Here is a 24,900-nt window from a genome sequence, read left to right as displayed (position 1 = left end):
TCCCTCGTACTGGTCGGTGGCGCGGGGTGGCTGGGGGTAACAGGGCCACACACTCCGGAACGCGGAGAGGGAGGCGCGTGGCTGACGTGGAGAAGGGCGAGGTCTATGGGGTCGGGAGGGGGCATTGGGTGGTGTCTGTGGCGTAGGAGAGGAGGAGGTCGCGGGCGGTTTCCGTGTCGAACGGCCGCACCGCGTCCAGCAGGTGCAACCCCAGCCCGTCCTCCAGCGCCACCAGGTTCCGGGCGATCGTCCTGGCGTCCCGCGTCAACGTGAAGACGCCCGTCGCCGAGCCCGCCTCCAGGATCGCGGCGTACAGGCCCACCTGCCGTTCGTACAGCCTGATGTGCTGGGCCGCGTACGCCGGGTCGCGCCGGGCGTGCGCCCCCAGCTCGTACAGCAGCACGCACAGTTCGTCGTCCGGACCGGCGGGCAGGCCGCTGCCGATGGTGATGACCAGGCGCCGCCGGGGGTCGGGTTCGCGCGCGGCGGCGGCCTCGCGGGCGGCGCAGAACCGGTCGACCGCCTCGCGCTGCACCTCCTGCAGCAGGTCGGCCATGCTCGGGAAGTAGTAGAGCACCGAGCCGGCCGACATGCCGGCGACCTCGGCGACGTCGCGCAGCCGCAGGTCGAGGATGCCGCGTTCGAGCACCGCCCGGCGGGCGGCGGTGACGAGTTCGGCCCGTTTCTCCCGGGCCCGGCTGGGTCGCGCCATGGCCGCGATTCTTCATAGGCCCTTCAAAAAACGCAAGCCCTCCTTGACGCAGGCCCCGGTTAGTTCTTTGATACTCGCTCAAGGAACCCCCCAAGGAGGCGTCGTGGCAACAACGGCCGCCCATCCACACCTGCACCGGGGACTCAAGCTCCTCGGCACCCTCCTCCTCACCCTGTCCGCCATCACCCCCGCGTCCTCGGTCTTCATCATCGCCCCCGGCGTGATCTCCCAGGCCGGCAGCGGCGCGATCCTCAGCTACCTGGCCGGCGCCGTCGTGGGCGTGTTCATGGCCTTCGTCTACGCCGAGCTGGGCTCGGCGTTCCCGCTCACCGGCGGCGAGTACGCCATCACCGCCCGGACGCTCGGCCGGCTGCCCGGGTTCGTGGTGCTCGGGCTGATCCTCATCACGCAGTTGCTCATCATCGCCGTCATCGCGCTGGGCGTGGGCGCGTACCTGTCGGTCGTCCTCCCCGGCCTGGACGGGCCGCTGGTGGCGGCCGTGACGTGCCTGCTCACCACGGTCGTGGCGGTCTTCGACATCAAGCTGAACGCCTGGGTGACCGGCATCTTCCTGGCCATCGAGATGATCGCGCTGGTGGTCGTGTCCGCACTCGGCCTGTTCCGGCCGCAGCGGTCGCCGATCGAGCTGATCGCCCACCCCGTGGTCGCCGGGGACGGCGGCGCGCTGGTGCCCGCCTCGCTCGGGCTGATCGGCGCCGCGACCGCCGTGGCGATCTTCTCCTACAACGGGTACGGCTCGGCGGTCTACTTCGGCGAGGAGGTCCACGACGCGCCGAAGAGCATCGCCAGGACCGTGCTGTGGGCGCTGGGCGTCACCGTGGCGGCCGAGCTGGTGCCGGTGACGGCGGTGCTGGTGGGCGCGCCGACGCTGGAGGGCCTGTTCGGCGCGGAGAACATGATGCAGTACTTCGTCACCGCCCGCGCCGGTTCGGTGGCCAACACGGTGATCTCCCTGGCCGTCGCGCTGGCCATACTCAACGCCGTGCTGGCCATCATCCTCATCACCTCGCGCATGCTGTTCAGCACCGGACGGGACCGCGCCTGGCCCGCGCCGGTCAGCCGCATGCTGTCGTCCATCCACGCCCGGTACGGCTCGCCGTGGGTGGCCACCGCGCTGACCGGCGTGGTCAGCGCGGCCTGCTGCTTCATCGACGAGCGTTTCCTGCTGGTGGTGACCGGCACCTCGATCGTGGCCGTGTACGCCGCGTTGTGCCTGGGCGCGCTCGCGGGGCGGCGCAACGGCACGACCGGCCACGCGGCGTACCGGATGCCGTGGTTCCCGCTCGCGCCGGTGGCGGCGCTGGCGGCGCTGGCGTACGTGATCTACCTGAACGCGCTGGACCCGGTGATCGGCCGGCCCAGCCTGTACGTCACGGCCGGGATCGCGGTGCTGTCGGCGGCGTACTATCTGGGGGTGCTGCGGCGGCGCGGCGGGTGGGATCTGGCTGAACCATGAGAGTGATCATCTTCGGGGCGACCGGCATGGTCGGGCGCGGCGTGCTCAGGGAGTGCCTGCTCGACGAGCGCGTGACGGCTGTGCTGACGGTCGGCCGGTCGCCCACGGGGACGGTCCACGGCAAGCTGCGCGAGATCGTCCACGCCGACCTGTCGGACCTGTCCCCCATCGAGGACGAGCTGTCCGGCTACGACGCGTGCTTCTTCTGCCTGGGTGTGTCCTCTGCGGGCATGAGCGAGCGGGACTACCGGCACGTCACCTACGACTACACGCTGGCGGCCGGCACCACGCTGGCCCGGCTGAGCCCGTCCTCGACCTTCGTCTACGTCTCGGGCGCCGGCACCGACGCGCACGGCCGCGCGATGTGGGCCAGGGTGAAGGGCGCGACCGAGAACGCGCTGCTCGCGCTGCCGTTCCACGCCTACATGTTCCGTCCGGGATACATCCAGCCGATGCACGGCATCACCTCGCGCACCCGCTGGTACCGGCTGGCCTACGTCGTGGTCGCGCCGCTCTACCCGCTGCTGCGCCGGCTGTTCCCGGCGGAGGTGACGACGACCGAGCGCATCGGCCAGGCGATGATCACCGTGGCCGAGCGCGGCGCTCCCGAGCACATCCTCGGCCCGGCGGCCATCAACGCCCTGTGAAGGCGATCCCCGGCCGTCGACGCCTTGTGACGGCGGTCCCGGGCACCAGCGGCACGGCCAGCAGCGGGGCGAGCGCGGCCAGCCCCCACACCGCCTCCCACGAGGCGAGGGCGAGCACCACGGGGACGAGCAGCGGGGTCAGGAAGCCCGAGGCGAAGCAGGCGGTGCCCTCCAGGCCGAGCGCGGTGCCCGCCCTGGCCGCTCCCGCCATGGCGGCGATCTCGGTGTAGGCGATGCCGTGCCAGGAGTTGGCCAGCAGGCCGCCGAGCGCCAGGGCGGCGACGGTGACCGGCGTGGGCGCGGAGGTGAGCACCGCGGCGGCGGCCATCACGACCCCGGAGAGCGTCCCGATGGCGCGGATCCAGGTGCGCCGCCCGCCGTGGCGGTCGGTGCGCCTGCCGGTCCAGATGCGCGCGGCGCCGCCGCCGAGCTGGGCGATCAGCACGGTGAGACTGGCCAGGGCGGCGCCGGCCCCCTTGACGTCGTGCAGGAAGACCGCGGTGAAGGACAGCACGGCGAACTGCGGCACGGTGAGCAGCCCGCTGGCCAGCGCCAGGCGCCACACGTCCCAGCGGCGCAGCGGTGAGGGGCCGGGCTCGGGGGCGGCCGCGGCGGTCGCGTGGGCCGGCTCGTGCAGCCAGCGCCAGGTGGCCGCCGCCGCCAGCAGGCAGAACACGGCCGGTACGGCGTAGACGGCGCGGAACCCGTACCGCTCGGCGAGCCAGGGCAGCAGGGCGACCCCGACCGCGCCGCCGACGGGGATGGCCGTCTGGCGGATGCTCATCGCCAGCCCACGCTCGCCGTCGGCGAACCAGGTCATGATGGCCCGTCCGGAGGCGCCGTTCACGCTGCCGCCGAGCGCACCGGCGGCCAGCAGGCACGCGGCCAGCAGGGCCACCCCCACGTTCTCGGACGGCGTGACGGCGGCGGCCATCACCACCAGCAGCGCGCCCGTGGCGGTCAGGCCGGCGAGCAGCACGCGGCGGTCGCCCCACCGGTCGGTCAGCATGCCCCACGCGATGTCGGAGGCGGCCACGCCGAGCCCCAGGCAGGACAGCACCAGGCCGAGCGACCCCAGCGACAGGTGGTAGCCGGAGCGCATGAAGACCGCGGTCACCGGGATGCCGGAGAACATGGCCGAGAAGCCGGCCTGGGCGCCGACGCCCACGGACAGCACGACCCATCGGTGCCGCGCGCCGAAGCGGCGCGTCCCGCCGCGAGTGGTGATGAGTGTCGTCACGTACGCCCCCAAATAACCGCATTCAGTGGTTAGCAACCTTCGCAGCGCCGAAAGTAACTTGTCAATGCGGTTACCATCGGAGTCGTGGACTTCACCTTCGTCAGCGGCAACCTCGGCCTCGACCTCGCCGGCACCATCGGCCACCGCCGGGGCGCGCGCATCGACCTGATGGCCGCCCCCGCCGACCTCGCCCGCTGGACGGTCGCCGCCGGGCTCCTCGACGAGCCGCCCGCGACCGGCGACGACGACCTGGCGCGGGCGGCGGCCCTGCGCGAGGCGGTCTACCGGCTGGCCACGGCCGCCCGCGAGGGCCGCCCGTACGACCGGGCCGACCGCGACCTGCTCAACGAGACCGCCCGGCCCGCGCCCGCGGACGTCGTGCTCGGCGAGCGCGGCCTGCGGCGCGGCGGCGGGCTGACCGGCGCGCTGTCCGCGACGGCGCGGGCGGCGATCGAGCTGCTCGGCGGCCCGCAGGCGGCACTGATCCGCGAGTGCGAGGCCGACCCCTGCACCCGCCTGTACGTCGACGCCTCCCACCGCCGCACCCGCCGCTGGTGCGACATGCGCGGCTGCGGCAACCGGGCCAAGGCGGCGGCCTTCCGTGCCCGCGCGGGCGCCTGACGGGGACGCCTCACGAGATGATGGAATAACCGCACGCGGCCGGACGCTACGGTACCTGTCAAAGATTCAACAGTCATGGATGGTGACTAAAGTGCAGTTCGGAATCTTCAGCGTGGGCGACGTGACCATGGACCCCACCACAGGCAGGACCCCGACCGAGCACGAGCGGATCAAGGCGATGGTGGCGATCGCGCTCAAGGCCGAGGAGGTGGGCCTCGACGTGTTCGCGACCGGCGAGCACCACAACCCGCCGTTCGTGCCGTCCTCGCCGACCACCATGCTCGGCTACATCGCGGCCAGGACCGAGCGGCTGATCCTGTCCACCGCCACGACGTTGATCACCACCAACGACCCGGTCAAGATCGCCGAGGACTTCGCCATGCTCCAGCACCTGGCCGACGGCCGGGTGGACGTCATGCTGGGCCGCGGCAACACCGGGCCGGTCTACCCGTGGTTCGGGCAGGACATCCGCCAGGGCATCCCGCTGGCCGTCGAGAACTACGCGCTGCTGCACCAGCTGTGGCGCGAGGACGTCGTGGACTGGGAGGGCCGCTTCCGCACGCCGCTGCAGGGGTTCACCAGCACGCCGCGCCCGCTGGACGGGGTGCCGCCGTTCGTGTGGCACGGCTCGATCCGCAGCCCGGAGATCGCCGAGCAGGCCGCGTACTACGGTGACGGCTTCTTCGCCAACAACATCTTCTGGCCCAAGGAGCACTTCATCCGCCTGATCAACCTCTACCGCCAGCGGTACGCCCACTACGGGCACGGCACACCCGAGCAGGCGATCGTCGGCCTGGGCGGCCAGGTGTTCATGCGCAAGAACTCCCAGGACGCCGTCCGCGAGTTCCGCCCGTACTTCGACAACGCCCCCGTGTACGGCCACGGGCCGTCGCTGGAGGAGTTCACCGCCGAGACCCCGCTCACCGTGGGCAGCCCGCAGCAGGTCATCGACCGGACGCTGGAGTTCCGCGAGTTCTTCGGCGACTACCAGCGCCAGCTGTTCCTCATGGACCACGCCGGCCTGCCGCTGAAGACCGTGCTGGAGCAGCTCGACCTCCTGGGCGAGGAGGTCGTGCCGGTGCTGCGCAAGGAGCTGGCCAAGGACCGCCCGGCCGGCGTCCCGGACGCGCCGACGCACGCCTCGCTGCTCCAGGCCCGTACGTCCCAGGCCGTCGAGGTCTGACCTCCAGAAAGGGAGATCCCCCCATGAAGCTCGTCGTCGTCACGGCCGGTCTGACCCAGCCGTCCTCCACCCGCCTGCTCGCCGACCGCCTGGCCGAGGCCACCCGGCGGCGGCTGGCCGGCGAGGCCGAGGTGCGCGTGGTCGAGCTGCGCGACCTGGCCGTGGACATCGCCAACAACCTGGTGACCGGCTTCCCCGGCGCCCGGCTGCGCGAGGTGATCGAGGCCGTGACGGAGGCCGACGGGCTCATCGCGGTCACGCCGACGTTCAGCGGCTCCTACAGCGGCCTGTTCAAGTCGTTCTTCGACGTGATCGACAACACGGCCCTGGCGGGCACGCCCGTGCTGGTCGCGGCCACGGGCGGCACGCCGCGCCACTCGCTGGTGCTGGAGCACGCGCTGCGCCCGCTGTTCGCGTACCTGCGGGCCATCGTCGTGCCGACCGCCGTCTACGCCGCCTCGGAGGACTGGGGCGGCGGCGGTGACGCCTTCACCGACGGGCTCGGCGAGCGCATCGACCGGGCCGCCGGGGAGCTGGCCGGCCTGCTGACGGGCCGGGCTCCGCGGAAGTCGAGCGACGATGGGGAGGTCGTCCCGTTTGCGGAGCAGCTCGCGGCTTTGCGCCCGCTGCGCTAGTTTGCAGCGGTGCTGACCGCTACGTTCCTCTCGCTGTCCCTCGTCCTGACCGGCGCGTCTACCCCAGACCTTAACGATCCGCACAAGAAGGACATCGCCATGCGGCTGGTGTCCAGTGCGGAGAACTCCTCGCTGGACTGGAAGGCCCAGTACGGCTACATCGAGGACATCAAGGACGAACGGGGCTACACCGCGGGCATCATCGGCTTCTGCTCCGGCACCGGAGACATGCTGAAGCTGGTCGAGCTCTACACCCGGCGCAGGCCAGGGAACGTGCTGGCCAAATACCTGCCGGCGCTGCGCAAGGTCAACGGCACCGACTCCCACAAGGGCCTCGGGAAGCCGTTCGTCAGGGACTGGAAGAAGGCCGCCGCCGACCCGGCCTTCCGGCGGGCCCAGAACCACGAGCGCGACCGGGTCTACTTCGACCCGGCCGTCCGCCGGGCCAAGAGGGACGGCCTGCGGGCGCTGGGCCAGTTCGCCTACTACGACGCCATGGTCATGCACGGCCCCGGCTCCGACAAGCTGAGCTTCGGCGGCATCAGGAAGGCCGCGCTGGCCAAGGCCGCCTCCCCCGCCCGCGGCGGCGACGAGGTCGCCTACCTCAACGCGTTCCTCGACGCCAGGAAGGCGGCGATGAAGGCCGAGGACGCCCACGACGACACCACCCGGGTCGACACCATGCAGCGCGTCTTCCTCAGGAAGGGCAACCTCGACCTCAGGCCGCCGCTGACCTGGAAGGTGTACGGGGACAAGTACACCATCAAGCGCTGATCGGGCGATCACGGTAGGTTGGTGAGCCAGCCGAACAAACGGGGTTAATCATGTCCAACGGTGCCCGTCATGGTCTGGGAGTGGTCGCGGGGCTGCTCCTTCCTCCACTGATCGCCGCCTGCCTCATGTACGGCATCGGCGAGATCGGCCTCACCATGGCCACCAGGTACACCATCTCGTGGCTGGGGCTCGGCGTGGTCGCGGCGGCCGGGGCCGGTCTGGCGTTCCTGGCCGGCTCGCGCCTGTCGCCCATCGCCTCGCTCCTCGGCGGCCTCGCCCTCACCGCGCTCGGCCTGGTGCCCGCGGTGGAGCTGAGCGCCGGCGTCCGGGTGATCCCCGACGGGCTGGTCACCGGGACGCTGGCGGCGGGCATGCAGACCGCCCTGTACACCGGGGTCATGCTGTTCCTCGGCGTGGCCCTGCTGGTCGTGTCGCTGTTCCCGTCGCGGTGGCGGTCCCTGGGGCGGCCGTCGGTCCACACCTCCGACTACGGCTCCGGTTACGGCTCCGGTTACGGGGCGGCCGGGTCGCCGTACCTGCCGCCGGGCACCGCGGCCCATGACGTCACCAGGCCGATGCACCGCGAGTAGCGGCGTACCGGGCCTGGCAGAATGCGGCCATGCGCGACTCGAAGATCGTCGACTTCCTGGCCGAGCTGGCCGACAAGGTGCCCGCCCCCGGCGGCGGGGCCACCGCCGCGTTGCACGCGGCGCAGTCCGCCGCGCTGCTCGGCATGGTGGCCCGCTACACCACCGGCGAGCGGTACGCCGAGCACGCCGAGACCGTCGCCGCGGTGATCGGCGAGACCGACGCCCTGCGGGCCGGGGCACTACGGCTGGCCGAGGAGGACGCGGCCGCCTTCACCATGGTCTCCGACGCCTACCGGCTGCCCAAGGGCGAGGAGCGCAGCGTCTCCATCGCCCGCGCCCTGGCCGGCGCGGCCGAGCCCCCGGCCCGGGTGGTGGAGACCGCCACGCGGCTGGTCGAGCTCTGCGAGCTGCTGCTGCCGATCGGCAACCGCAACGTCGTCACCGACGTCGCCGCAGCCGCCGACGCCGCCCGCGCCGCGCTCACCACCGCCCGGATCAACGTCGAGGTCAACCTGCGCGGCATCAAGGACGAGCCGGTCCGCGAGGAGCTGACCGCCCGCCTGGCGGGGGTCGAGGCGGCCGTCGCCGGGGCCGACCGGATCACCGCCGAGGTACGCGAGGAGATCACCCGATGAGGACGCTGACCGGCCGCGACCTGGCCACCGCGATCAAGGCCCAGACGCAGGCCGAGGCGTCCGCCGGACCGCAGCCCAGGCTGGCCGTCGTGGTCGCCACGGCCGACGAGGCCAGCCTGTGGTACGTGCGCTCGATCGCCAAGGCGGCCGCGGGCGTCGGCGTCGCCTGCGACATCGTCGACCTCGGCGCCGACGCGGACCCCGACAGGATCCACGAGACGCTGGCCGGGCTCAGCGCCGACGGCGCCGTCCACGGGGTCATGCTCCAGACGCCGCTGCCCGCCGGGGCCTCGGCGCAGGCGCTGGCCGCCGCCATCGACCCGCGCAAGGACGTCGACGGCGCGAACCCGCTCTCGCTCGGCCGCCTGGCCGCCGGGCTGCCCGCGTTCCCGCCCGCCACCGCGGCGGCCGTCATGGCCCTGCTCGACCACTACGAGGTGCCGCTCGAAGGGCGGCGGGCGGTGGTCGTCGGCCGCTCGACGGTGGTCGGCAAGCCGCTGGCCCACCTGCTGCTCGACCGGCACGCCACGGTCACCGTCTGCCATTCGCGCACCCGTGACCTGGCCTCGGTCACCGCCGGGGCCGAGGTGCTCGTGGCCGCCGTCGGCCGCGCCGGGCTCATCGGCGCCGCGCACGTCGCGCCGGGCGCGGTGGTGATCGACGTGGGCACCAACCCCACCGACGACGGTGGGCTCACCGGCGACGTCGACTTCGCGGCGGTCTCGGAGGTGGCGGGCGCGCTGACCCCGGTGCCCGGCGGCGTCGGCCCGGTGACCACCGCGTTGCTGCTGCGGCACACCGCCCGAGCGGCGAACCTGCCCTGAACCCCGGACATCGGAGAGTGGAGACCCGCGATGGGTGACGTCCTGATCGTGCAGAACAGCAGGAGCGGCGGTCCGAGCCGGCTCGGCGGCTGGCTGGAGGAGGCCGGGCTGCGGCTCGACGTGGTGCTCGCGCACGAGGGCGCGCCGCTGCCCGACCGGCTGGACCGGCACGACGCCATGATCATGCTCGGCGGGGGCTACCTGCCCTCCGAGGACGACCGGGCCCCGTGGCTGGCCGGCGCCCGCCGGCTGGTGGGCCAGGCGCTGGAGGAGGGCGTGCCGCTGTTCGGCATCTGCCTGGGCGGCCAGATGCTCGCCGAGGTGGCCGGCGGCGAGGTGACCGGCGACACCGGCGCGCCGGAGAACGGCAGCCTGCCGGTCACGCTCCGGCCCGAGGCGGCCGACGACCCGCTGTTCCAGGGGCTGCCGCCGGTGGTGCCCGCGATCGAGCACCACAAGGACGCCGTCACCCGGCTGCCCGCCGGGGCGGTGTGGCTGGCGGAGACGCGTGCCTGCCCGTACCAGGCGTTCCGGGTCGGCGAGCGGGCGTGGGGGGTGCAGTTCCATCCCGAGGTACTGCCCGCGCGGGTACGCGAGTGGACGCCCGACGGCTTCGACCCCGCGGAGGTCTACGCCGGGGCGGTGGCCGACGAGCCGGTCTCCACGCCGGTCTGGCGCGAGGTGGCGCTGCGCTTCGCCAAGATCGTCAGCGGCCGGACACCCGCCGACCGGGCCTGAGCGCCACGGCAGGACTGCGGGCCGGTGGCGCCGGCCTGGCGGGGGTCAGTTTCCCGTCTTCTTCAACGTCCCCGTGGTGGTGACCGCGCCTCGTGTGTGGAAGTAGTTGTAGGTCAGGGTGCCGTTCGCGTGGCGGTCGAGGGCGATGTTCCCTTCGGGCGTGCACCCTGTGCCGCTGGTGAGCGTCTCGGCCAGTTCCAGGCTTTTGGGGCTGACGGTCGGGGCAGGCTCTGGCTGCTGAACCGCCGGCGACGTCCTGGCTCGGTCCCGCCGGGCCTCCGCCCGCTCCGCCTCGTCGCCCAGAAAGGACAGAATGCCCACCACTGCGCTTATCGTCGCCAGGACCAGCCCCAAGCCGGTGACGACAGCCTTCCACGGGCCAGGAGAGCGCCCTGTTCGTGCCTCCTCGTTCATGGCGCGCCTCCTTCTCCTCACCGTGCGAACGGGGAGTCCCCCGAAGGAGTTCCCCGCTGCGCCCGCTCTCATGGGCCGCCGGCGACGCGGGCGCCTACGGAGCCCGGCCGCTGATCATATGACGAGATCCGGACGATCATCCCTGGTCCAGAGAGGCGTCAAGGCCGCCGCCGTGAGTTAGCGTCTGGCCATGAAGATCAAGTTTGCCGCCGCCCTGGTCGCCGCGGCCGCCGCCGTCTCGCTCACCCCCTCCGCCGCCAGTGCCGAGCCCCTCCCGTCCAACTGCCGCGCCGGGATCGGTTACAACGCCGCCTACTCCTGGGCGAACTGCACCGGCGGTGCGGGTTACGTGCGGGCCATCGCGACCTGCTCCAACGGTTCCTACACCGTCAAGTCCTACGGCTCGTGGCAGTGGGTCGGCACGCAGTCGGAAGCGCACTGCGCCTGGGGGTATGCCACGGCCGTGGCGGCTTCCTACGACATCAAGGCCTACTGACCCACCGCCACCGCCCGGCCCCTGCCACGGCGGCCCGGGCCGGGCGGTGGTGGCTCGGCGGTCCCGGCACGGGGACGGCCCGGTCCGGCGCCTTGCGGTCAAGGCCGGGCGCGAAAGGCCCTAACTTGGGCAGGGTGCGGGTAAACAGACTTCACCCCTGGCCGGACGACGTCGCCGAGGCCGAGGCCGTCCAGGACCGGCTGCGCGGACGCGTCGAGCTCTCCGGGCCCACGGAGTTCACCCTGGTGGCCGGCCTCGACGTGCACTACCACGGCGACGACGACGTGACGGCGGCGGCGGTCGTCCTGGACGCGGCGACCCTGGAACCGGTCGAGCGGGCGGTGGCCCACGGCAAGGCGGCCTTCCCGTACGTGCCCGGCCTGTTCGCCTTCCGCGAGCTGCCCACCCTGGTCGAGGCGCTCGAACGCCTGGCCGTCACCCCCGACCTGCTGGTCTGCGACGGCCACGGCCTGGCGCACCCGCGCGGCTTCGGCCTGGCCTGCCACCTGGGCGTGCTGACCGGCCTGCCCGCGATCGGGGTGGCCAAGACGCCCTTCGTGGGCGAGCACGAGCCGCCGGGCCGGGAGCGCGGCGACTGGACGCCGATCGTCCACGAGGGCGTCACGGTGGGCCGGGCGCTGCGCACGCGGCGGGACACGAAACCGGTCTACGTCTCCCAGGGACACCGCATCGGCCTGGACACCGCCACGTCCCAGACCCTGCTGCTCACCCCCCGCTACCGCCTCCCCGAGCCCGTGCGCCAGGCCGACCACCTGGCCCGCCACCCCGGCGGGACCTGACCGCCCCCGGCCGGTCCCGCCGGGACGGTCACCGCCGCCAGGCCCAGACGACGAGCCACACGCTGAGCCCGAAGATCGTCATGCCCAGCGGCACGTGCGCGGCCACCGCCCCCGACCCGCCGAGCATCGACTGCAGGAAGCCGAGGAGCAGCACCCCCAGGCTGACCAGCGCGGGCCACCCGGCGCCGCGCCCCGGCCGCCACATCAGCACGGCCGCGACGAGCTGGAGCAGCCCGAGCAGGTGGACCGCGCCCGCCCCCGCCCCGTGCAGGCCCGTGCCGGCCCCGCTCATGAGCTGCCCCGCCGTGACGGCCTGCAGCAGCACCGCCAGCATGCTGAGCGTGGCGAGGGCCTTGAACGCGGTCCGGTACCCGCTCCCCTTGACGACCTGGGTGACCACTGGACTCTCCTTCGACCTCGGGTGGACGCCCCCAGGATCGCGCCGCCGCCGTCGCCGGGCATCCGCCCTCCGTCGTCATCCCGGCTACGCCCTGCGGCGTACGCTCACGACGGGTCGTGCGCCCCCGAGGAGGCCAGCGGGGGCAGGATCGCCTGGGCGTCCGCGCCGCCGAACCAGAGCCCGATCACGAACGCGGCCGTCGCCTCCAGCTGCGCCGCCCGGTCGAGGCCGCCGCCGTCCAGCGGGGTGCAGCCGAGGTCGCGGACCAGGCCCCGGACCAGGTCGAGCGCCCCGGGGTCGTCGCCGCACAGGGGCACCGCCAGCGGGCGTCCGCCGAACACGGGCGGTGTCATCCGCCACACGTCCACGTGGCACAGGTTGAACGCCTTCACCACGTGCCCGCCCGTGAGATCGGCGATCCGGCGGGCGAGCGGACGGGTGGCGTCGTACCTGTCGGGGGCGGCGGCGTTGGTCACGTCGATGAGCGGCTTGCCGCGCAGGGCCGGGCCGGCGGCGGCCAGCACGTCGGCCAGCCCCGCCTCCCGGACGCCCACCATGACCACGTCGCCGGACGCGGCCGCCTCCGCCCAGCTCCCCGCCCGTGCCGCCGGGCGTCCGGCCTGGGCGTTCATGCTCTCCGCGCGGGCGCGGGCCCGTTCCTGGTCGCGTCCGCTGACGGTCACCTCGTGCCCGGCCCTGATCCACTGCGTGCCGAGCGCGTCGGCCATGCCGCCGGCGCCCAAGATCCCGATCTTCATGGTCGTCCTCCGTGAGCTGAAAGGGCTTTACTAGGACAAGGACTGTAGAAATGTCGTCACACACCAATCGGTGCCTATCGGAGGGCTCACGTGTTCCTCGCCGACTGCCAGGCCAGACTGGCCTTCGACCTGATCGCCAACACCTGGAACGCGGTCGCCGTCTGGTCGCTGCGCCACGGCCCGCGCCGCCCCGGGGAACTGCGCGCGGAGATCGGCGGGATCAGCCCCAAGGTGCTCACCGAGACGTTGCGCCGCCTGGAGTTCAACGGCCTGGTCGACCGGCGGTCCTACGCCGAGGCCCCGCCCCGCGTCGAGTACGCGCTGACCGACCTGGGCCGCACCCTGCTGGGCCCGATCGAGGCGTTCGGCGTCTGGGCGCACGACCACGCCGACGAGGTCATGGACGCCCAGGACCGGTCGACGGGCTGCCAATCCCCCGCTTCATGAGGAATCTTTAACTCAGCGTTACTGGATGATTACTCTGGGTAGCAAGTCGATGGTTGATTCCACCGTCCCCAGGAGGTACTCATGCCTGTCGTCCCACGCCGCGCCGCCCTTGCCGCGGCCGTCCTGACCGCCACTCTGACCGGCGGTCTGTCCGCCGCCCTGTTCGCGGCGCCCGCTCACGCCGTCGTCGACCCCGCCCACGCGGTGACCTGCGCCGCCGAGTCCGCCACCGGCCTGACCACGCTGGTGGACCCGATGGCCCCTCAGGCCCCGACGGAGATCCCCGCGGCGGGCTGCCTGCATCCCTGACCGGCCATCACGGGCCACCGCGCAAGGCGGTGCGGCGCGCCATGCCGCACCGCCGATCCCGGCCCTTCCCCCGTCCGACAGCGCCATCCCCGTGCCCGACCAGCAGCAGTCGAGGAGTCCCCATTGAAGTTCCGAATCCTGACCAGCGCAGCGGTCCTCGCTCTGGCGGCGGCGGCCGCCGTTCCCCCAATCGTCCTCGGGTCAGAGGGCCGAAACGAACCGGGGAACATCAATGTCCAGGCCATCGTCGACCGGGTCAACATCTTCACGTCGTAGTGAGGCCGCCACAGTTGACCGTGGCCGAGTCCGAGTCCGCTCCCCGGCCGCGGAGCATGCTGCACCACGTGGGCTACGTCATGTTCCTCAGCCGGTGGATACAGGCGCCGCTCTACCTCGGGCTGATCGTCGCCCAGGTCGTGTACGTGTGGCGGTTCATGGTCGAACTCGCCCACCTGGTCGAACTCGGCTTCGGCGGCAATCCTCCGGAGACCACGATCATGCTGATCGTCCTCGGGCTCGTCGACGTCGTGATGGTCTCGAACCTGCTGATCATGGTCATCATCGGCGGCTACGAGACCTTCGTCTCACGGCTGCGCATCGACGGACACCCCGATCAGCCCGAGTGGTTGTCCCACGTCAACGCAAACGTCCTCAAAGTCAAGCTGGCCATGGCGATCATCGGGATCTCGGGGGTGCACCTCCTGCAGATCTTCATCAACGCCGCCCGGCCGGCCATCACCGACAGGGAACTCGTATGGAAAACACTGATCCATCTCACCTTCGTGGTCTCGGCGCTCGCACTGGCCGTGATGGATCGGATCATGGCAGGCGGGCGGCACGTCCAGCAGGCGCACCGGGAACAGCAGCCCGGCGGTGTCGCGCAGGAGCGGGTCGCCGCAGCCTAGCGGTCGCGCTGCTGACCGGCGCGGGGCTGCTGGCGTCCGTGGCGCCCGCGTACGCCTCGGCCTCGCCGGGCGCGGCGCCCGCCCAGGGGCCGCGGCCGCTCATCGGCGACGTGATCGTCTTCAACGACGAGATCGTCGAGCCGGTGTCGCTTCCGGTGAGCACCTGCGGCGGGCTGCTGCCGGTGCTGAGCGGCGCGCCCACCGGGTGCAAGGACACGTCCCGGGTGTCGGACGACGACGCCTGAGACCTCCGGCGCCCGCCCGCGGGGGCGGGCGGGCGCCGGGCCCGGCCGGGTCAGCCGAAGAGGCATTCGAGGACCTCGGCCACGCCGTCCTCGTCGTTGGATGACGTACGGTGCCCGGCCGCGGCCAGCACCAGCGGGTGCGCGTTGGCCATCGCGTAACCGGCCCCGGCGAAGGCCAGCACGGCCAGGTCGTTGGGCATGTCGCCGAACGCCACCACCTGCGCGGGCTCGACCCCGCGCTCCTCGCACAGCTCCGCCAGCATGCCCGCCTTGGTCACGCCCAGGGCGCTGACCTCCAGGAGCCCCGGCACGCCGGAGTGGGTGACCTCGGCCAGCTCCCCGACCGCCGCCGCGGCGACGGCGGACATCTCGTCGGCGGTGTGCACGGGCGAGAGCACCAGCAGCTTGACGATCGGCTCGCCGGCCTCGCACGCCGAGGCCACCTCCCGGTAGTGCTCGACGTCGTGCGCGACCCGCCTGGTGTAGCCGGACTCGGTGAGCACGCCCGTGCCGGTCTCGATCGCGAAGGCCGCCCCGGGCAGCGCCGCGGCCAGGCTGTCGGCGACCTTCCTGGCGGCCCGCGGCTCGATCGTGCGGCTGGCGACGATCTCGGCGGCGGCCAGGTCGTACAGGAGGGCGCCGTTGCTGCAGATCGCCAGGCCGGTCATGCCCGCCTGCCCGGCGATGGCGTGGACGGAGCGCGGCGGCCGGGCGGTGACGAAGACGATCTCCGCTCCGGCGTCGCGGGCCAGGCCCAAAGCCTGTTCGGTGCGCGGGGAGATGATCCCGGCGGAGGTCAGCAGGGTGCCGTCCAGGTCGGTGGCCACGATGCGGGGCCGGGTGGCGGGGGTCACGTCACCTACGGTAGGGCCTGGGGTGCGGTGGCCCGCGGAGTAGGGTGCCCTCGTGTCTACTCCTTCGGGGCGTTTCGCCCGATCTGGGCCGCGGCCGGCCGACGGGCTCGCGCCCGTGTTCCGGTTCGCGTCCGAGCTGGTCGCCTGGGTGGCGACGCCGTGGGCGCTGGCCTCCTGGTCGGTGTGGGCGGCCGTGTTGTCGGTGGTGGTGCTGATCGGGCTGCCGACGGTGTTCGCCACGCCCGGCGACAAACGCGGCGTGGTGGTCGCCGTGCCGGGGTTCGTGACGGTGGCGCTGGTGGCCCTCCAGCTCGTGGCGGCGGTGGCGGCGGCGTGGGTGGCCTGGCACGCGGCGGTGGCCGCGGTGGTCACGGTGCTGGCGGTGGTCACCGTGGTGCTGGAACTGCCCCGCTGGCGCTGGCTGCTGACCGGCTGAGCCCCTTCGGAGCGGCGTCGCGGCCCTCCTGAACGAAGGCCCTTCAGGCGTTGCGGGCAGGCCCTTCAGAGGCGCATCTCGGAGGGGAGGCGGGTGGCGGCGTTGAGGAGCTCCAGGCCGAGCAGTTCGCCCGAGGCGCCGTAGTCGAGGACGACGTCCTCCGACACGGTCTGTCGTACCGCCTCACCTGGCACTATTTCATGCTTCATCGCGATATAGGCGATGTCTCGATCTTTGTCCCAGTTGACGTACACGGTCTGGGTGCGTTGCCGGTCCGGCGGGGTGTCGTCCGGGTGCAGCAGGCCCTCCTTGGCCTCGTGCGAGCCGGCCAGCGCGGCCCGTACCATGGCCAGCGCCACCTCGACCGCCTCCAGCGCGTCGCGGCCGGTCGCCCTTCGCTCGTGCTCCCATCCGGCCAGCCCGTCGATCCGGTACGGGCACGACCACTCCCCCGCCTCCTCGTACGGCACGCCGACGGTGACGACCACCTCGCGCGGCGGCACGGTCTCCAGCACCAGTACTCGTTGGGCGATCTCGTACATGTCGCATCATCTACCCCGGCGCCCGCTTCCGGAAGACCCGCGACCCGAGCCATATCATCCGGGGCCGATGCTTACCGGATTCGAGCCGCGGCGGGTTAGTGTGCGTTGGGGTCGCAAGGGGGCCTAGATGAACGAGTCGTTCGGCACACGCCTGCGTGCCAGGCTGGACAAATTCGGCCCGCTCTGTGTGGGCATCGATCCGAGCCCGGCGTTGCTCGACGCCTGGGGCCTCGACGACTCACCGGGCGGCCTTGAGCGCTTCAGCCGCACGGTGGCCGACACGATCAGCGACGTGGCCGCCGTGGTCAAGCCGCAGTCGGCCTTCTACGAGCGCTGGGGCAGCCGCGGCGTGGCCGTCCTGGAGCGCACCATCGCCGACCTGCGCGAGGCCGGCACGCTGGTGCTGCTCGACGTCAAGCGCGGCGACGTCGACACCACGATGGCCGCCTACGCCGAGGCCTACCTCGACCGGGGCAGCCCGCTGGCCGCCGACGCGGTGACGCTCAGCCCCTACCTGGGGTTCGGCTCGCTGGAGGTGGCGATCACCTCGGCGGTGGCCAACGACGCCGGGGTCTTCGTGCTGGCCCGCACCTCCAACCCGGCGGCGGCGGGGCTGCAGCAGCGGGTGGCCGACCTGGTGATCGCCGGGGCCGCCGCCGCGAACGCGGGCCACGAGCCGTTCGGGCCGGTGGGAGTGGTGATGGGGGCCACGCTGCCCGCGCTCGACCACTCCCTGGCCGGCCTCGACGGGCCGATCCTGGCTCCGGGGCTCGGCGCGCAGGGCGCCTCCCCCGCCGACGTGGCCCGCCTGTTCGCCCCGGTACGCGGCTCCGTCGTCCCGTCGGTCTCCAGGGCCGTCCTGGCCGACCCGAAGCGGCTGCGGTCGAGGACCCTGCACTACCGGGACGAATGCGTCAGATACCTGACGGACTGAGCCGGTCGACGGCGGCCAGCACCGCCCGTACCGAGGCGGTGAGCACCGAGGTGTCCTGACCGGCGCCCCAGCCGATCACGCCGCCGACCCGGGCCTCCACGTACGCGACCGCGCTGCTGCCCGTCCCCGGGTCCACGGCGTGCTCGGCGTAGTGCAGGACGTCGACCTCGACGCCGTCCCCGGCCAGCGCGGCGGTCAGCGCGGACAGCGGCCCGTTGCCGGTGCCGCGCAGCACCCGTCCGGATTCCAGCACGCCCTCGAACTCGTGCGTCCCCGGCGCGGTCTCGGCCGTGCGCCAGGAGGCGAACCCGCCGCGCTCGCCGGGGGCGATGTAGGTGGCGTGGAAGAGCGACCACAGCTCGTCGGCGGTGATCTCCTCGCCGCTGTCGTCCGTGGCCCGCTGCACCGCCGCCGAGAAGTCGATCTGGAGACGGCGCGGCAGGTCGAGCCCGTGGCGGGCGCCCAGCAGGTACGCGATGCCGCCCTTGCCCGACTGGCTGTTGACCCGGATGACGGCCTGGTAGCCGCGCCCCACGTCGGCCGGGTCGATGGGCAGGTACGGCACCTCCCACGGCGCCAGCTCCGGCGGCACGCCCAGCTCGGCGGCCCGCGCGGCGTGGTGGGCCAGGCCCTTGCCGATGGCGTCCTGGTGGGTGCCGGAGAAGGCGGTGTAGACCAGGTCGCCGGCGTAGGGGTGGCGGTCGTGGACGGGCAGGCGGTTGCAGTGCTCGACGACGCGCCGGATCTCGTCGACGGCCGAGAAGTCGATCATCGGGTCGACGCCCTGGGAGTGCAGGTTGAGCGCGAGGGTCACCAGGTCGACGTTGCCGGTGCGCTCCCCGTTGCCGAACAGGCAGCCCTCCACCCGCTGCGCCCCGGCGAGCACGGCCAGCTCGGCGCAGGCCACGCCGGTGCCGCGGTCGTTGTGCGGGTGCACCGACAGGATCACCGAGTCGCGGCGGTCGAGGTGGCGGTGCATGTACTCGATCTGGTCGGCGTACACGTTGGGGGTGGAGATCTCGACGGTCGCGGGCAGGTTGTGGATCACCGGGCGGTCCGGGGAGGCGTCCCAGAGGGCGGTCAGATCGTTGCAGACCTCCAGCACGTAGTCGGGCTCGGTGAGGTTGAACACCTCGGGCGAGAACTCGAAGCGCACCGGCAGCCCCTCGGCCAGGCGGGCGACCTGGCCGGCCGCGTCCAGGACGAGCTTGCGCAGGTCGTCCCGGTCGCGGCCGAGCACCACGTCCCGCCAGACGGGCGCGGTCGCGGTGTAAAGGTGCACGACCACGTCGGGCAGGCCGCGGATCGACTCGAAGGTGCGCTCGATCAGGTCCTGACGGGCGGCGGTGAAGGCCACCACGGTCACGTCCTCGGGCACCGCGCCGGGCTCGGCCAGTTCCCTGAGGAAGTCGAAGTCGAGCCTGCTGGCCGACGGGTAGCCGACCTCGATCTCCTTGAAGCCCATCCGCACCTGGAGGTCGAACAGGCGGCGCTTGCGCGCCGGGTCCATCGGCTCGGCCAGCGCCTGGTTGCCGTCACGCAAGTCGACGGGGACCCAGAGGGGGGCGCTGGTGATGCGGCGCGAGGGCCAGGCGCGCTCGCCGGCCACGGGCACCTCGACCCGCTCGTGGGCGGGCCGGTAGCGGTGGGAGGGCATCGCGCTGGGGCGCTGCCGGTTCCATTCGTACACGTCTTCGTTCCTTCTCGGCGATCGGACGACCGGCAGCACCTCGCACGCCGCGGCGGGGTGCCGGTCCGGTCAGGCCCCGCCGCGGCGGCCGAGAAGAAGGAGACCGTACGACGACATGGCGGCTACACTAACCACAACACAGGTCCTCAGACAACCTGAGAGGTACACATGCCGCTCGGCGCCCTCCGCCGCAGCCCCCTGGTCGACCAGGCCGTCGAGCATCTGCGCGAGCAGATCACCGGAGGCCACTGGCCGGTCGGCACCCGCCTGCCCGGCGAGAACGCGCTGGCCCAGACGCTCGGGGTGGGCCGGTCCACGGTCCGCGAGGCGCTGCGGGCGCTGGCCGGCGCCGGGCTGGTGCGGGCGCGTCAGGGCTCGGGCGTGTTCGTCATCGCCTCGGAGCCGGTCCAGGACTGGCCCGCCCGGCTGCGGCGGGCCGCGATCACCGACGTGTACGAGGTCCGCATGATGGTCGAGACGCAGGCGGCCAGGCTGGCGGCGGCGCGGCGTACCGACGAGGACGTGGCGGCGATGGAGGCGGCGCTCCAGGCCCGCGAGCAGGCGGCCGGCGGGGACGACGCGGCCTTCGTGGACGCCGACATCGCGCTGCACGCGGCGGTCGTGGCGGCGGCGGGCAACCCGGTGCTCACGGACCTGTTCGCCGAGTTCGCCCCGGCGTTGCGGGAGGGCCTGATCGACATGGTGGAGCTGCTGGGGCTGCGCGAGCACGACCGCAACCCGGGGCACGGCACGCACGCCGCGCTCGTGGCGGCGGTCCGCGACGGGGACGCGACGGCGGCGAGCGACCTGCTGGCGGCCGAGCTGGAACAGACCCTCGCCCGCCTGCACACGACCCCGGGCGGCCGGTGACCGCCGACCGGCGGGCCGGGCCCGTCGCGGCGACGGACCGGGGGGGCAGACCGGGCGGCGGGTGCGGCGGGTGCGGTCAGGAGGTGGGGCCGGCGTCGGGGCGGATGACGTCCTCGCCTTCGTCGTCCTCCTCGGGCGGCTCTTCCGGGGTGGGCTCCTCCTGCTCGTCCGGCGGGTCGGCGGACACGGGGCGGCGGGTCCTGGGCGACCCCGAGAAGGATCGTTCGGCGACCACGTCGGTCTCCCCTTCCACGCCTCCCACCGCCTCAGGCAGGTCGTCGGGCTTCCGCCTCGCGTGGCCCACCGCCTCGGGCAGGTCGTCGGGCTGCTCGCTCATGGCCCCCACCTGCCCGTGACGGCGTCCCTTGACGCCCGGCCGGACGTCAAGGGACGGGCTAGGACAGCTTCCGCAGGGCGTCCTCGATCTCGGCCCTGACCGGCATCGACGTGCTGGCGCCCGCCCGCTGCACCGACAGCGCCGCCGCCACCGAGGCGAACCGCAGCGCCTCGGCCGGCGCCAGCCCCTCGGCCCGCGCCACCGACAGCGCGCCCACGAACGTGTCACCGGCGGCCGTCGTGTCGACGGCCTTCACCCTGATCGCGGGCACCCGCAGCCGCTCGCCCGAGCGGGAGCCGTAGAGCGCGCCCTGCGAGCCCAGCGTGATGACGGCCTCCTCGACGCGTTCGAGGAGCGCGTCGAGGGCGGCCTCAGGGTCGGCCTGCCCGGTGATGTCGGCGGCCTCGTGCTCGTTCGGGACGATCATGGTGACCGCGTCGAGCAGCTCGTCGGGCAGCGGCTGGGCGGGCGCCGGGGTCAGGACGGCGGGCACGCCGGACACGCGGGCCGCCTCCGCGGCGGCCACGACGGCCTCCATGGGCAGTTCGAGCTGGAGCAGCAGGGCCCGCGACCCGGCGATCGTGGCCAGGTCGCCGCCGGACGGCCCGGTCACGGTGCCGTTCGCGCCCGGCACGACGATGATCGAGTTGCCGCCGGCGTCGTCGACCACGATGTGCGCGATGCCGCTGGGGCCGGGCACCTCGCGCAGGCCGTGGACGTCCACGCCGGCCTCGGCCAGGGTGGAGCGCATCTCGGCGCCGAAGCCGTCGTCGCCGACCGCGCCGAGGAAGGACACCTGCGCACCGGCGCGGGCCGCGGCGATGGCCTGGTTGGCGCCCTTGCCGCCGGGCACGGTCCGGAACGAGTGACCGGTGACCGTCTCACCCCGCTTGGGGGCTTCAGATACGTACGCGACGAGGTCCATGTTCGCGCTGCCGAAAACCGAGATCATGACGCCATCATCTCCTGAGTACGTCGCGCCAGTTCGCCGAGCCCCACCCCGTCGAAGCCGGTCAGGCTGCTGGACAGGCTGTCGCGCATGAGCCAGCGGTCCGGCACGCCGCCGTTCAGCGCGCCCGCGACGGACCCCGCCGTGGCCCCGGCCGAGTCGGTGTCCCAGCCGCCGGCGACCGCGCCCGCGATCGTGGCGGTGAAGTCGCCCCGCCCGTGGATCAGGGTGGCGGCGACCAGGGCGGCGTTGTTGATCGTGTGCACCCAGTGCAGCGTGCCATGCCGCTGGTGCAGCAGGTCGATGACACGCTCGAAGTCCGGCTCGCGGGCGGCGTCGGCGGCGGCCAGGCTGACCGCCTCGTGCAGGCGGGAGTTCCGCGGCACCACCGACAGGCCCGCCTCGACGACCTCCCGGGGCGAACCGGCGACCAGCGAGGCGGCGCACATGGCCGCGACGAACATCGCGCCGTAGATCCCGTTGGCCGTGTGGGTGAGCCGGGCGTCGCGCCAGGCCAGCTCGGCGGCCGCGGCGGGGTCGCCGGGGTTGGCCCAGCCGTAGACGTCGGTCCTGATGAAGGCGCCGATCCACTCGCGGAACGGGTTGCGCCGGGTGGCCGTCTCCGGGGGCTCGAAGCCGTCGAGCAGGTTGCGGTAGGCGACCCGCTCGGCGGTGAACGTCCGGCCGGCCGGAAGCTCGTCCAGCCACAGCTTGGCGACGTCCTCGGTGGTGAAGCCGCGGCCGTGGCGCTCCAGGACGGACAGCGCCAGCAGCGGGTAGTTGAGGTCGTCGTCCTCGGGGATGCCGTCGATGTTCTCGGCCAGGGAGTTGACCGCGCTGCGCCGGTTCCACGGCCACCTGCGCGCGATCTCCTCCGGCAGGCCCTCGGCGGTGAACCAGCCGGTCACGGGCCAGTTGCCGGTGGCCTCGGCGATCTGCCTGATGCCCTCGCGCGGGATCTTCTCCACCGGCTTGCCCAGCACGCATCCGGCCGCCCGTCCCTGCCAGGCGCCCAGCAGCCGCGCCGGGTCGGCCTTCGCGGCCGTCCCGGACGAGGGCCAGCCGGGGCAGGCGGCGACGATGGCGTCCAGCTCGGACGGCTCGGCCAGCGGCGACGGGATCGCGGCCAGCTCGTCCAGCAGGCTCTCGGCCAGGGGACGCAGCCGGGCGGCGGCGGCCTCGGAGGCGCCGGCGCGCGGCGGGGCGTCGTGGCCGCCCGCCGCGTGCCAGCGCCCGGCCAGCTCGCGCACCTGCGGCAGGTCGCCCCTGCCGTCCTCGGCGGCCTGGCGCAGCTCGTGGCCCACCAGGTCCTCTGGCTGCACCCAGGTGAGCCTGATCATCGCGCGTCCAGCTCGGCGAAGGCGGTCTCGTGGGCGCGCCGCCGCGCCAGGTCGTCGGCGTGCACCCGGCGCGCCACCTCGGCGATGGCCAGGCCGGGCGCCACCAGGTCGGTACGGCTGGCCGCACCGATCTGCTCCACCCACTGCGCGGGCACCGCGGACAGCCCCCCGAGGGCGCCCGCGATCGCTCCGCCCATGGAGGCGATCGAGTCGGCGTCGCGGCCGTAGTTCACGCCGCCGAGCACGGTGTCGCGGAAGTCGCCCTTGGCCGCGACCAGGAAGCCCAGCGCCAGCGGCAGCTCCTCGATGCTGTGCACCCGGCTCGGCCGGCGCGCGCCGAGGCCCTGGTCGCGGTAGGTGTCGGCGACCGTGTCGAAGGGCCGTACGGCCGCGCGCAGCGTCTCGAACGAGCCCTCCCAGTGGCCGACCCCGGCGGCGGCCTCGCAGACCGCCTCGATGGCGGCGCGGGTGCCGTCCTTGGCCAGGCGCAGGCAGGCGGCGACCACGGAGTCGACCGTGGCGCCCGGCCGCATGGCCTCGGCGACGGCGGCGGCCATCACGCCGGCGGCCTCGCGTCCGTAGCTGGACTGGTGGGCCCCGGCCAGGTCGACGGCCTCGGCGTAGGCGGCGTCGGGGTCGGCGGCGTTGACGATGCCGACGGGCGCGACGTACATGGCCGCGCCGCAGTTGACGATGTTGCCGACGCCGGCCTCGCGCGGGTCGACGTGCCCGTAGTGCAGGCGGGCCACGATCCACTTCTCGGCCAGGAAGATCCGGTGCAGCGGCAGCGCCTCGGCCTCCAGCTCGGGGATCCACCGCCGCTCGCCCATCAGCTCCGGCACGAGGTGGTCGGCCATGGCGTACGCCCCCAGGTGCCCGCCGACCTTCTCGTACACGCGGATCAGGGCGTGCGTCATCAGGGTGTCGTCGGTGATGTGCCCGTCGCCCTTGTGGTACGGCGCGATCGGCCGGGCGTTGCGCCAGTCCTCGTTGTACGGCGGCACGATGCCCTCGACCCGGCCGCCGTACCTGTTCACGATCTGTTCGGGAGTCCAGCCCTCGGTGGCGCCGCCCAGCGCGTCTCCGACCGCCGCCCCCGCCACGCAGCCAGTGGCCCTGTCCTCAAGCGGCGTCATGCGATTCCCTTCGTCAGTTCGATCAGATCCTTGCCCGCCAGCGACGGCAGGCAGCAGCCCGCCAGCGCGCGGGCCGGCGCGAGCCACCCCTCCGGGATCGCGCCGTACCCACTGGCGGCCCCCGCCAGTGCGCCGGTCAGCGCGGGCGCCGAGTCGGCGAGCGCGGACAGGCAGGCGGCGGCCGGGACGGCGCGGGCGAGGTCGCCCCCCGCCGCCTCGGCCAGCGCCAGGGCGACGGGCACCGTCTGGGCGGCGCCCACGCCGTAGCTGTAGACGTGGTCGAGCAGCGCGGCGTCCAGCGCGGGCACCGCGCCGAACGGGTCGCCGGCCTTCCTGGCCGCGGCCAGCGCCACCCGGGCGTTGTGCCCGATGGCGGTGTCCTCGGGCAGGACGGCGAGCGCCGCCTCCACGGCCTCCCCCACCGAGCCCGACCCGACCGCCGCGGCGACGGCGGCGGCCATGGCCTGGGCGCCGAGCAGCCCGTCGCCCGCGTTGGTCACCTGGGCGTCCTCGGTCGGGTCCTTGCCCAGGGCTCCGAACGCGACCGCCCGTACGGCGGCGGCGTCGTCGAAGTGGTGCGGGTTGTCGTGCCCGGAGGCCGGCGGCTCCAGGCCCCTGGCCAGGTTGTCCAGCGCGGTGGCCACCGAGATGCGCGCCCGGACGTCGGTCAGCTCCCGGAACGCCGCGGCCCGCGGCCGGTCGATCGTCAGCAGCGTCCAGGCCAGCCATTCGGCGTCGTCGGACGGGCCGACGGCCAGCGGCGCGATCGGCTGGTTGAGCGCGAACGGCACCGGCAGCGTGGTGACCCGGTGCTCCTCGGCGAAGGCGTCCAGCTCGCGGTGCAGGCGCCGGCTCCAGGGCGCGTGCAGGGCGGCGCGGTGCCTGGCCGCGGGCCAGCCGACGGCGTCGCCCACGGCGAGCCCGATGAAGGCCCCCCTGATTCTGTCCCCCGACATGATGAT

33 protein-coding genes are annotated in these 24,900 nt (G+C 73.5%); 20 read left to right on the top strand and 13 right to left on the bottom strand.

The features are described 5' to 3' along the window. Positions 1 to 103: 103 nt before the first annotated feature. Positions 104 to 712, bottom strand: coding sequence for a TetR/AcrR family transcriptional regulator (locus ACWCSU_RS10020; RefSeq protein ID WP_357703114.1), 609 nt, complete (start codon positions 710 to 712; stop codon positions 104 to 106). A gap of 103 nt (positions 713 to 815) precedes the next feature. On the opposite strand from ACWCSU_RS10020, the gene ACWCSU_RS10015 reads away from it, so the two are divergent. Both ACWCSU_RS10015 and ACWCSU_RS10010 read left to right on the top strand, forming a co-directional pair. Then, positions 816 to 2,189 (top strand): APC family permease, encoded by a 1,374-nt coding sequence (locus ACWCSU_RS10015; RefSeq protein WP_397037160.1) that lies wholly within the window; start codon positions 816 to 818, stop codon positions 2,187 to 2,189. Continuing rightward, a complete protein-coding gene (locus ACWCSU_RS10010) occupies positions 2,186 to 2,836 on the top strand; it encodes an NAD-dependent epimerase/dehydratase family protein (protein WP_449934725.1) in 651 nt (216 codons plus the stop codon). Before ACWCSU_RS10015 ends, ACWCSU_RS10010 begins: the two co-directional genes overlap by 4 nt. Here ACWCSU_RS10010 and ACWCSU_RS10005 read toward each other — a convergent pair. Further along, the gene (locus ACWCSU_RS10005) at positions 2,823 to 4,076 is read right to left on the bottom strand and encodes an MFS transporter (RefSeq protein ID WP_449934724.1); all 1,254 of its coding nucleotides are present in this window, start codon (positions 4,074 to 4,076) and stop codon (positions 2,823 to 2,825) included. The genes ACWCSU_RS10010 and ACWCSU_RS10005 overlap by 14 nt on opposite strands. Before the next feature lie 84 nt (positions 4,077 to 4,160). On the opposite strand from ACWCSU_RS10005, the gene ACWCSU_RS10000 reads away from it, so the two are divergent. The 8 genes from ACWCSU_RS10000 to ACWCSU_RS09965 all read left to right on the top strand — a co-directional run bounded on the left by ACWCSU_RS10000 (position 4,161) and on the right by ACWCSU_RS09965 (position 10,076). Further along, complete coding sequence (locus tag ACWCSU_RS10000) at positions 4,161 to 4,697, top strand: CGNR zinc finger domain-containing protein (protein ID WP_364096486.1); 537 nt, start codon at positions 4,161 to 4,163, stop codon at positions 4,695 to 4,697. Positions 4,698 to 4,788: 91 nt separating this feature from the next. Continuing rightward, positions 4,789 to 5,880 (top strand): LLM class flavin-dependent oxidoreductase, encoded by a 1,092-nt coding sequence (locus tag ACWCSU_RS09995; protein WP_357703104.1) that lies wholly within the window; start codon positions 4,789 to 4,791, stop codon positions 5,878 to 5,880. Between the two features lie 23 nt (positions 5,881 to 5,903). Then, positions 5,904 to 6,515 carry an FMN reductase gene (locus ACWCSU_RS09990; protein WP_449934723.1) on the top strand — a complete coding sequence of 204 codons (612 nt, stop codon included), beginning with the start codon at positions 5,904 to 5,906 and terminating at the stop codon, positions 6,513 to 6,515. 9 nt (positions 6,516 to 6,524) lie between these two features. Continuing rightward, positions 6,525 to 7,289 carry a chitosanase gene (locus ACWCSU_RS09985; RefSeq protein WP_449934722.1) on the top strand — a complete coding sequence of 255 codons (765 nt, stop codon included), beginning with the start codon at positions 6,525 to 6,527 and terminating at the stop codon, positions 7,287 to 7,289. A 50-nt stretch (positions 7,290 to 7,339) separates the two neighbouring features. Further along, positions 7,340 to 7,879, top strand: coding sequence for a hypothetical protein (locus tag ACWCSU_RS09980; RefSeq protein ID WP_449934721.1), 540 nt, complete (start codon positions 7,340 to 7,342; stop codon positions 7,877 to 7,879). A 29-nt stretch (positions 7,880 to 7,908) separates the two neighbouring features. After that, positions 7,909 to 8,514: a cyclodeaminase/cyclohydrolase family protein gene (locus ACWCSU_RS09975; protein WP_357703096.1), complete on the top strand. Its 606-nt coding sequence runs from the start codon at positions 7,909 to 7,911 to the stop codon at positions 8,512 to 8,514. After that, positions 8,511 to 9,338, top strand: coding sequence for a bifunctional 5,10-methylenetetrahydrofolate dehydrogenase/5,10-methenyltetrahydrofolate cyclohydrolase (locus ACWCSU_RS09970; protein ID WP_397037152.1), 828 nt, complete (start codon positions 8,511 to 8,513; stop codon positions 9,336 to 9,338). Before ACWCSU_RS09975 ends, ACWCSU_RS09970 begins: the two co-directional genes overlap by 4 nt. A gap of 30 nt (positions 9,339 to 9,368) precedes the next feature. Next, positions 9,369 to 10,076, top strand: a complete 708-nt coding sequence (locus ACWCSU_RS09965) for a type 1 glutamine amidotransferase (protein WP_357703092.1) — start codon at positions 9,369 to 9,371, stop codon at positions 10,074 to 10,076. 45 nt (positions 10,077 to 10,121) lie between these two features. Here ACWCSU_RS09965 and ACWCSU_RS09960 read toward each other — a convergent pair whose 3' ends face one another. Further along, on the bottom strand, positions 10,122 to 10,490 hold the full coding sequence (locus tag ACWCSU_RS09960) for a hypothetical protein (protein WP_449934720.1): 369 nt from the start codon (positions 10,488 to 10,490) through the stop codon (positions 10,122 to 10,124). 190 nt (positions 10,491 to 10,680) lie between these two features. On the opposite strand from ACWCSU_RS09960, the gene ACWCSU_RS09955 reads away from it, so the two are divergent. Further along, positions 10,681 to 10,986 carry a hypothetical protein gene (locus ACWCSU_RS09955; protein ID WP_357703088.1) on the top strand — a complete coding sequence of 102 codons (306 nt, stop codon included), beginning with the start codon at positions 10,681 to 10,683 and terminating at the stop codon, positions 10,984 to 10,986. A gap of 134 nt (positions 10,987 to 11,120) precedes the next feature. Further along, positions 11,121 to 11,786 (top strand): endonuclease V, encoded by a 666-nt coding sequence (locus ACWCSU_RS09950; RefSeq protein WP_364096464.1) that lies wholly within the window; start codon positions 11,121 to 11,123, stop codon positions 11,784 to 11,786. Positions 11,787 to 11,814: 28 nt separating this feature from the next. Here the strand turns inward: ACWCSU_RS09950 and ACWCSU_RS09945 are convergent, their stop codons facing one another. Continuing rightward, the gene (locus tag ACWCSU_RS09945) at positions 11,815 to 12,186 is read right to left on the bottom strand and encodes a hypothetical protein (RefSeq protein ID WP_357703084.1); all 372 of its coding nucleotides are present in this window, start codon (positions 12,184 to 12,186) and stop codon (positions 11,815 to 11,817) included. A gap of 104 nt (positions 12,187 to 12,290) precedes the next feature. Beyond that, complete coding sequence (locus ACWCSU_RS09940; RefSeq protein ID WP_449934719.1) at positions 12,291 to 12,944, bottom strand: NADPH-dependent F420 reductase; 654 nt, start codon at positions 12,942 to 12,944, stop codon at positions 12,291 to 12,293. 90 nt (positions 12,945 to 13,034) lie between these two features. Between ACWCSU_RS09940 and ACWCSU_RS09935 the strand changes: the two genes are divergently transcribed. The 5 genes from ACWCSU_RS09935 to ACWCSU_RS09915 all read left to right on the top strand — a co-directional run bounded on the left by ACWCSU_RS09935 (position 13,035) and on the right by ACWCSU_RS09915 (position 14,850). After that, on the top strand, positions 13,035 to 13,391 hold the full coding sequence (locus tag ACWCSU_RS09935; protein WP_449934718.1) for a winged helix-turn-helix transcriptional regulator: 357 nt from the start codon (positions 13,035 to 13,037) through the stop codon (positions 13,389 to 13,391). Positions 13,392 to 13,472: 81 nt separating this feature from the next. Then, positions 13,473 to 13,700 (top strand): hypothetical protein, encoded by a 228-nt coding sequence (locus ACWCSU_RS09930; RefSeq protein ID WP_449934717.1) that lies wholly within the window; start codon positions 13,473 to 13,475, stop codon positions 13,698 to 13,700. Positions 13,701 to 13,823: 123 nt separating this feature from the next. Continuing rightward, positions 13,824 to 13,976 carry a hypothetical protein gene (locus tag ACWCSU_RS09925; protein WP_357703076.1) on the top strand — a complete coding sequence of 51 codons (153 nt, stop codon included), beginning with the start codon at positions 13,824 to 13,826 and terminating at the stop codon, positions 13,974 to 13,976. A 56-nt stretch (positions 13,977 to 14,032) separates the two neighbouring features. Next, entirely contained in the window at positions 14,033 to 14,605 is a 573-nt protein-coding gene (locus ACWCSU_RS09920) for a TIGR00645 family protein (RefSeq protein WP_364096449.1), read from the top strand. 38 nt (positions 14,606 to 14,643) lie between these two features. Continuing rightward, positions 14,644 to 14,850 (top strand): hypothetical protein, encoded by a 207-nt coding sequence (locus ACWCSU_RS09915; protein ID WP_357703072.1) that lies wholly within the window; start codon positions 14,644 to 14,646, stop codon positions 14,848 to 14,850. A gap of 50 nt (positions 14,851 to 14,900) precedes the next feature. Here ACWCSU_RS09915 and ACWCSU_RS09910 read toward each other — a convergent pair whose 3' ends face one another. Further along, entirely contained in the window at positions 14,901 to 15,704 is an 804-nt protein-coding gene (locus ACWCSU_RS09910) for an HAD-IIB family hydrolase (protein WP_449934716.1), read from the bottom strand. 52 nt (positions 15,705 to 15,756) lie between these two features. Between ACWCSU_RS09910 and ACWCSU_RS09905 the strand changes: the two genes are divergently transcribed. Further along, the gene (locus ACWCSU_RS09905) at positions 15,757 to 16,140 is read left to right on the top strand and encodes a hypothetical protein (RefSeq protein WP_397037140.1); all 384 of its coding nucleotides are present in this window, start codon (positions 15,757 to 15,759) and stop codon (positions 16,138 to 16,140) included. A gap of 65 nt (positions 16,141 to 16,205) precedes the next feature. Here the strand turns inward: ACWCSU_RS09905 and ACWCSU_RS09900 are convergent, their stop codons facing one another. Beyond that, the gene (locus ACWCSU_RS09900) at positions 16,206 to 16,682 is read right to left on the bottom strand and encodes a DUF6968 family protein (protein WP_449934715.1); all 477 of its coding nucleotides are present in this window, start codon (positions 16,680 to 16,682) and stop codon (positions 16,206 to 16,208) included. A gap of 127 nt (positions 16,683 to 16,809) precedes the next feature. Between ACWCSU_RS09900 and pyrF the strand changes: the two genes are divergently transcribed. Beyond that, positions 16,810 to 17,616, top strand: a complete 807-nt coding sequence (gene pyrF, locus ACWCSU_RS09895) for an orotidine-5'-phosphate decarboxylase (RefSeq protein ID WP_364096436.1) — start codon at positions 16,810 to 16,812, stop codon at positions 17,614 to 17,616. On the opposite strand, the gene ACWCSU_RS09890 is transcribed toward pyrF, so the two are convergent. Further along, complete coding sequence (locus ACWCSU_RS09890; protein WP_449934775.1) at positions 17,597 to 19,273, bottom strand: 2-isopropylmalate synthase; 1,677 nt, start codon at positions 19,271 to 19,273, stop codon at positions 17,597 to 17,599. The two genes, pyrF and ACWCSU_RS09890, sit on opposite strands and share 20 nt — an antisense overlap. A 201-nt stretch (positions 19,274 to 19,474) precedes the next feature. On the opposite strand from ACWCSU_RS09890, the gene ACWCSU_RS09885 reads away from it, so the two are divergent. Then, positions 19,475 to 20,176: a FadR/GntR family transcriptional regulator gene (locus ACWCSU_RS09885; RefSeq protein WP_357706624.1), complete on the top strand. Its 702-nt coding sequence runs from the start codon at positions 19,475 to 19,477 to the stop codon at positions 20,174 to 20,176. Positions 20,177 to 20,252: 76 nt separating this feature from the next. On the opposite strand, the gene ACWCSU_RS09880 is transcribed toward ACWCSU_RS09885, so the two are convergent. Genes ACWCSU_RS09880 through ACWCSU_RS09860 form a run of 5 tightly spaced genes read right to left on the bottom strand, consistent with a single transcriptional unit; the run spans position 20,253 to position 24,894 of the window. Further along, the gene (locus ACWCSU_RS09880; RefSeq protein WP_357706626.1) at positions 20,253 to 20,513 is read right to left on the bottom strand and encodes a hypothetical protein; all 261 of its coding nucleotides are present in this window, start codon (positions 20,511 to 20,513) and stop codon (positions 20,253 to 20,255) included. A 58-nt stretch (positions 20,514 to 20,571) separates the two neighbouring features. Then, positions 20,572 to 21,465 (bottom strand): ribokinase, encoded by an 894-nt coding sequence (rbsK, locus tag ACWCSU_RS09875; protein WP_357706628.1) that lies wholly within the window; start codon positions 21,463 to 21,465, stop codon positions 20,572 to 20,574. Further along, positions 21,462 to 22,802, bottom strand: coding sequence for an ADP-ribosylglycohydrolase family protein (locus ACWCSU_RS09870; protein ID WP_364096426.1), 1,341 nt, complete (start codon positions 22,800 to 22,802; stop codon positions 21,462 to 21,464). Before ACWCSU_RS09870 ends, rbsK begins: the two co-directional genes overlap by 4 nt. Beyond that, positions 22,799 to 23,938, bottom strand: a complete 1,140-nt coding sequence (locus tag ACWCSU_RS09865) for an ADP-ribosylglycohydrolase family protein (RefSeq protein WP_364096423.1) — start codon at positions 23,936 to 23,938, stop codon at positions 22,799 to 22,801. The genes ACWCSU_RS09870 and ACWCSU_RS09865 overlap by 4 nt, the downstream gene beginning before the upstream one ends. Beyond that, positions 23,935 to 24,894, bottom strand: coding sequence for an ADP-ribosylglycohydrolase family protein (locus ACWCSU_RS09860; protein ID WP_449934714.1), 960 nt, complete (start codon positions 24,892 to 24,894; stop codon positions 23,935 to 23,937). Before ACWCSU_RS09860 ends, ACWCSU_RS09865 begins: the two co-directional genes overlap by 4 nt. Positions 24,895 to 24,900 lie beyond the last annotated feature (6 nt).

The sequence above is a fragment of the Nonomuraea sp. NPDC001699 genome (assembly GCF_053596455.1).
This window is presented reverse-complemented; position numbering and strand designations above follow the sequence as displayed.

What these genes read in the sequence shown, in the direction of transcription:
- ACWCSU_RS10020 (WP_357703114.1), bottom strand. Translation starts at nt 712, where the DNA reads ATGGCGCGACCCAGCCGGGCCCGGGAGAAACGGGCCGAACTCGTCACC.
- ACWCSU_RS10010 (WP_449934725.1), top strand. Translation starts at nt 2,186, where the DNA reads ATGAGAGTGATCATCTTCGGGGCGACCGGCATGGTCGGGCGCGGCGTG.
- ACWCSU_RS09990 (WP_449934723.1), top strand. Translation starts at nt 5,904, where the DNA reads ATGAAGCTCGTCGTCGTCACGGCCGGTCTGACCCAGCCGTCCTCCACC.
- ACWCSU_RS09980 (WP_449934721.1), top strand. Translation starts at nt 7,340, where the DNA reads ATGTCCAACGGTGCCCGTCATGGTCTGGGAGTGGTCGCGGGGCTGCTC.
- ACWCSU_RS09975 (WP_357703096.1), top strand. Translation starts at nt 7,909, where the DNA reads ATGCGCGACTCGAAGATCGTCGACTTCCTGGCCGAGCTGGCCGACAAG.
- ACWCSU_RS09970 (WP_397037152.1), top strand. Translation starts at nt 8,511, where the DNA reads ATGAGGACGCTGACCGGCCGCGACCTGGCCACCGCGATCAAGGCCCAG.
- ACWCSU_RS09965 (WP_357703092.1), top strand. Translation starts at nt 9,369, where the DNA reads ATGGGTGACGTCCTGATCGTGCAGAACAGCAGGAGCGGCGGTCCGAGC.
- ACWCSU_RS09960 (WP_449934720.1), bottom strand. Translation starts at nt 10,490, where the DNA reads ATGAACGAGGAGGCACGAACAGGGCGCTCTCCTGGCCCGTGGAAGGCT.
- ACWCSU_RS09955 (WP_357703088.1), top strand. Translation starts at nt 10,681, where the DNA reads ATGAAGATCAAGTTTGCCGCCGCCCTGGTCGCCGCGGCCGCCGCCGTC.
- ACWCSU_RS09940 (WP_449934719.1), bottom strand. Translation starts at nt 12,944, where the DNA reads ATGAAGATCGGGATCTTGGGCGCCGGCGGCATGGCCGACGCGCTCGGC.
- ACWCSU_RS09930 (WP_449934717.1), top strand. Translation starts at nt 13,473, where the DNA reads ATGCCTGTCGTCCCACGCCGCGCCGCCCTTGCCGCGGCCGTCCTGACC.
- ACWCSU_RS09920 (WP_364096449.1), top strand. Translation starts at nt 14,033, where the DNA reads ATGCTGCACCACGTGGGCTACGTCATGTTCCTCAGCCGGTGGATACAG.
- ACWCSU_RS09900 (WP_449934715.1), bottom strand. Translation starts at nt 16,682, where the DNA reads ATGTACGAGATCGCCCAACGAGTACTGGTGCTGGAGACCGTGCCGCCG.
- pyrF (WP_364096436.1), top strand. Translation starts at nt 16,810, where the DNA reads ATGAACGAGTCGTTCGGCACACGCCTGCGTGCCAGGCTGGACAAATTC.
- ACWCSU_RS09890 (WP_449934775.1), bottom strand. Translation starts at nt 19,273, where the DNA reads ATGCCCTCCCACCGCTACCGGCCCGCCCACGAGCGGGTCGAGGTGCCC.
- ACWCSU_RS09885 (WP_357706624.1), top strand. Translation starts at nt 19,475, where the DNA reads ATGCCGCTCGGCGCCCTCCGCCGCAGCCCCCTGGTCGACCAGGCCGTC.
- ACWCSU_RS09880 (WP_357706626.1), bottom strand. Translation starts at nt 20,513, where the DNA reads ATGAGCGAGCAGCCCGACGACCTGCCCGAGGCGGTGGGCCACGCGAGG.
- rbsK (WP_357706628.1), bottom strand. Translation starts at nt 21,465, where the DNA reads ATGATCTCGGTTTTCGGCAGCGCGAACATGGACCTCGTCGCGTACGTA.
- ACWCSU_RS09870 (WP_364096426.1), bottom strand. Translation starts at nt 22,802, where the DNA reads ATGATCAGGCTCACCTGGGTGCAGCCAGAGGACCTGGTGGGCCACGAG.
- ACWCSU_RS09865 (WP_364096423.1), bottom strand. Translation starts at nt 23,938, where the DNA reads ATGACGCCGCTTGAGGACAGGGCCACTGGCTGCGTGGCGGGGGCGGCG.
- ACWCSU_RS09860 (WP_449934714.1), bottom strand. Translation starts at nt 24,894, where the DNA reads ATGTCGGGGGACAGAATCAGGGGGGCCTTCATCGGGCTCGCCGTGGGC.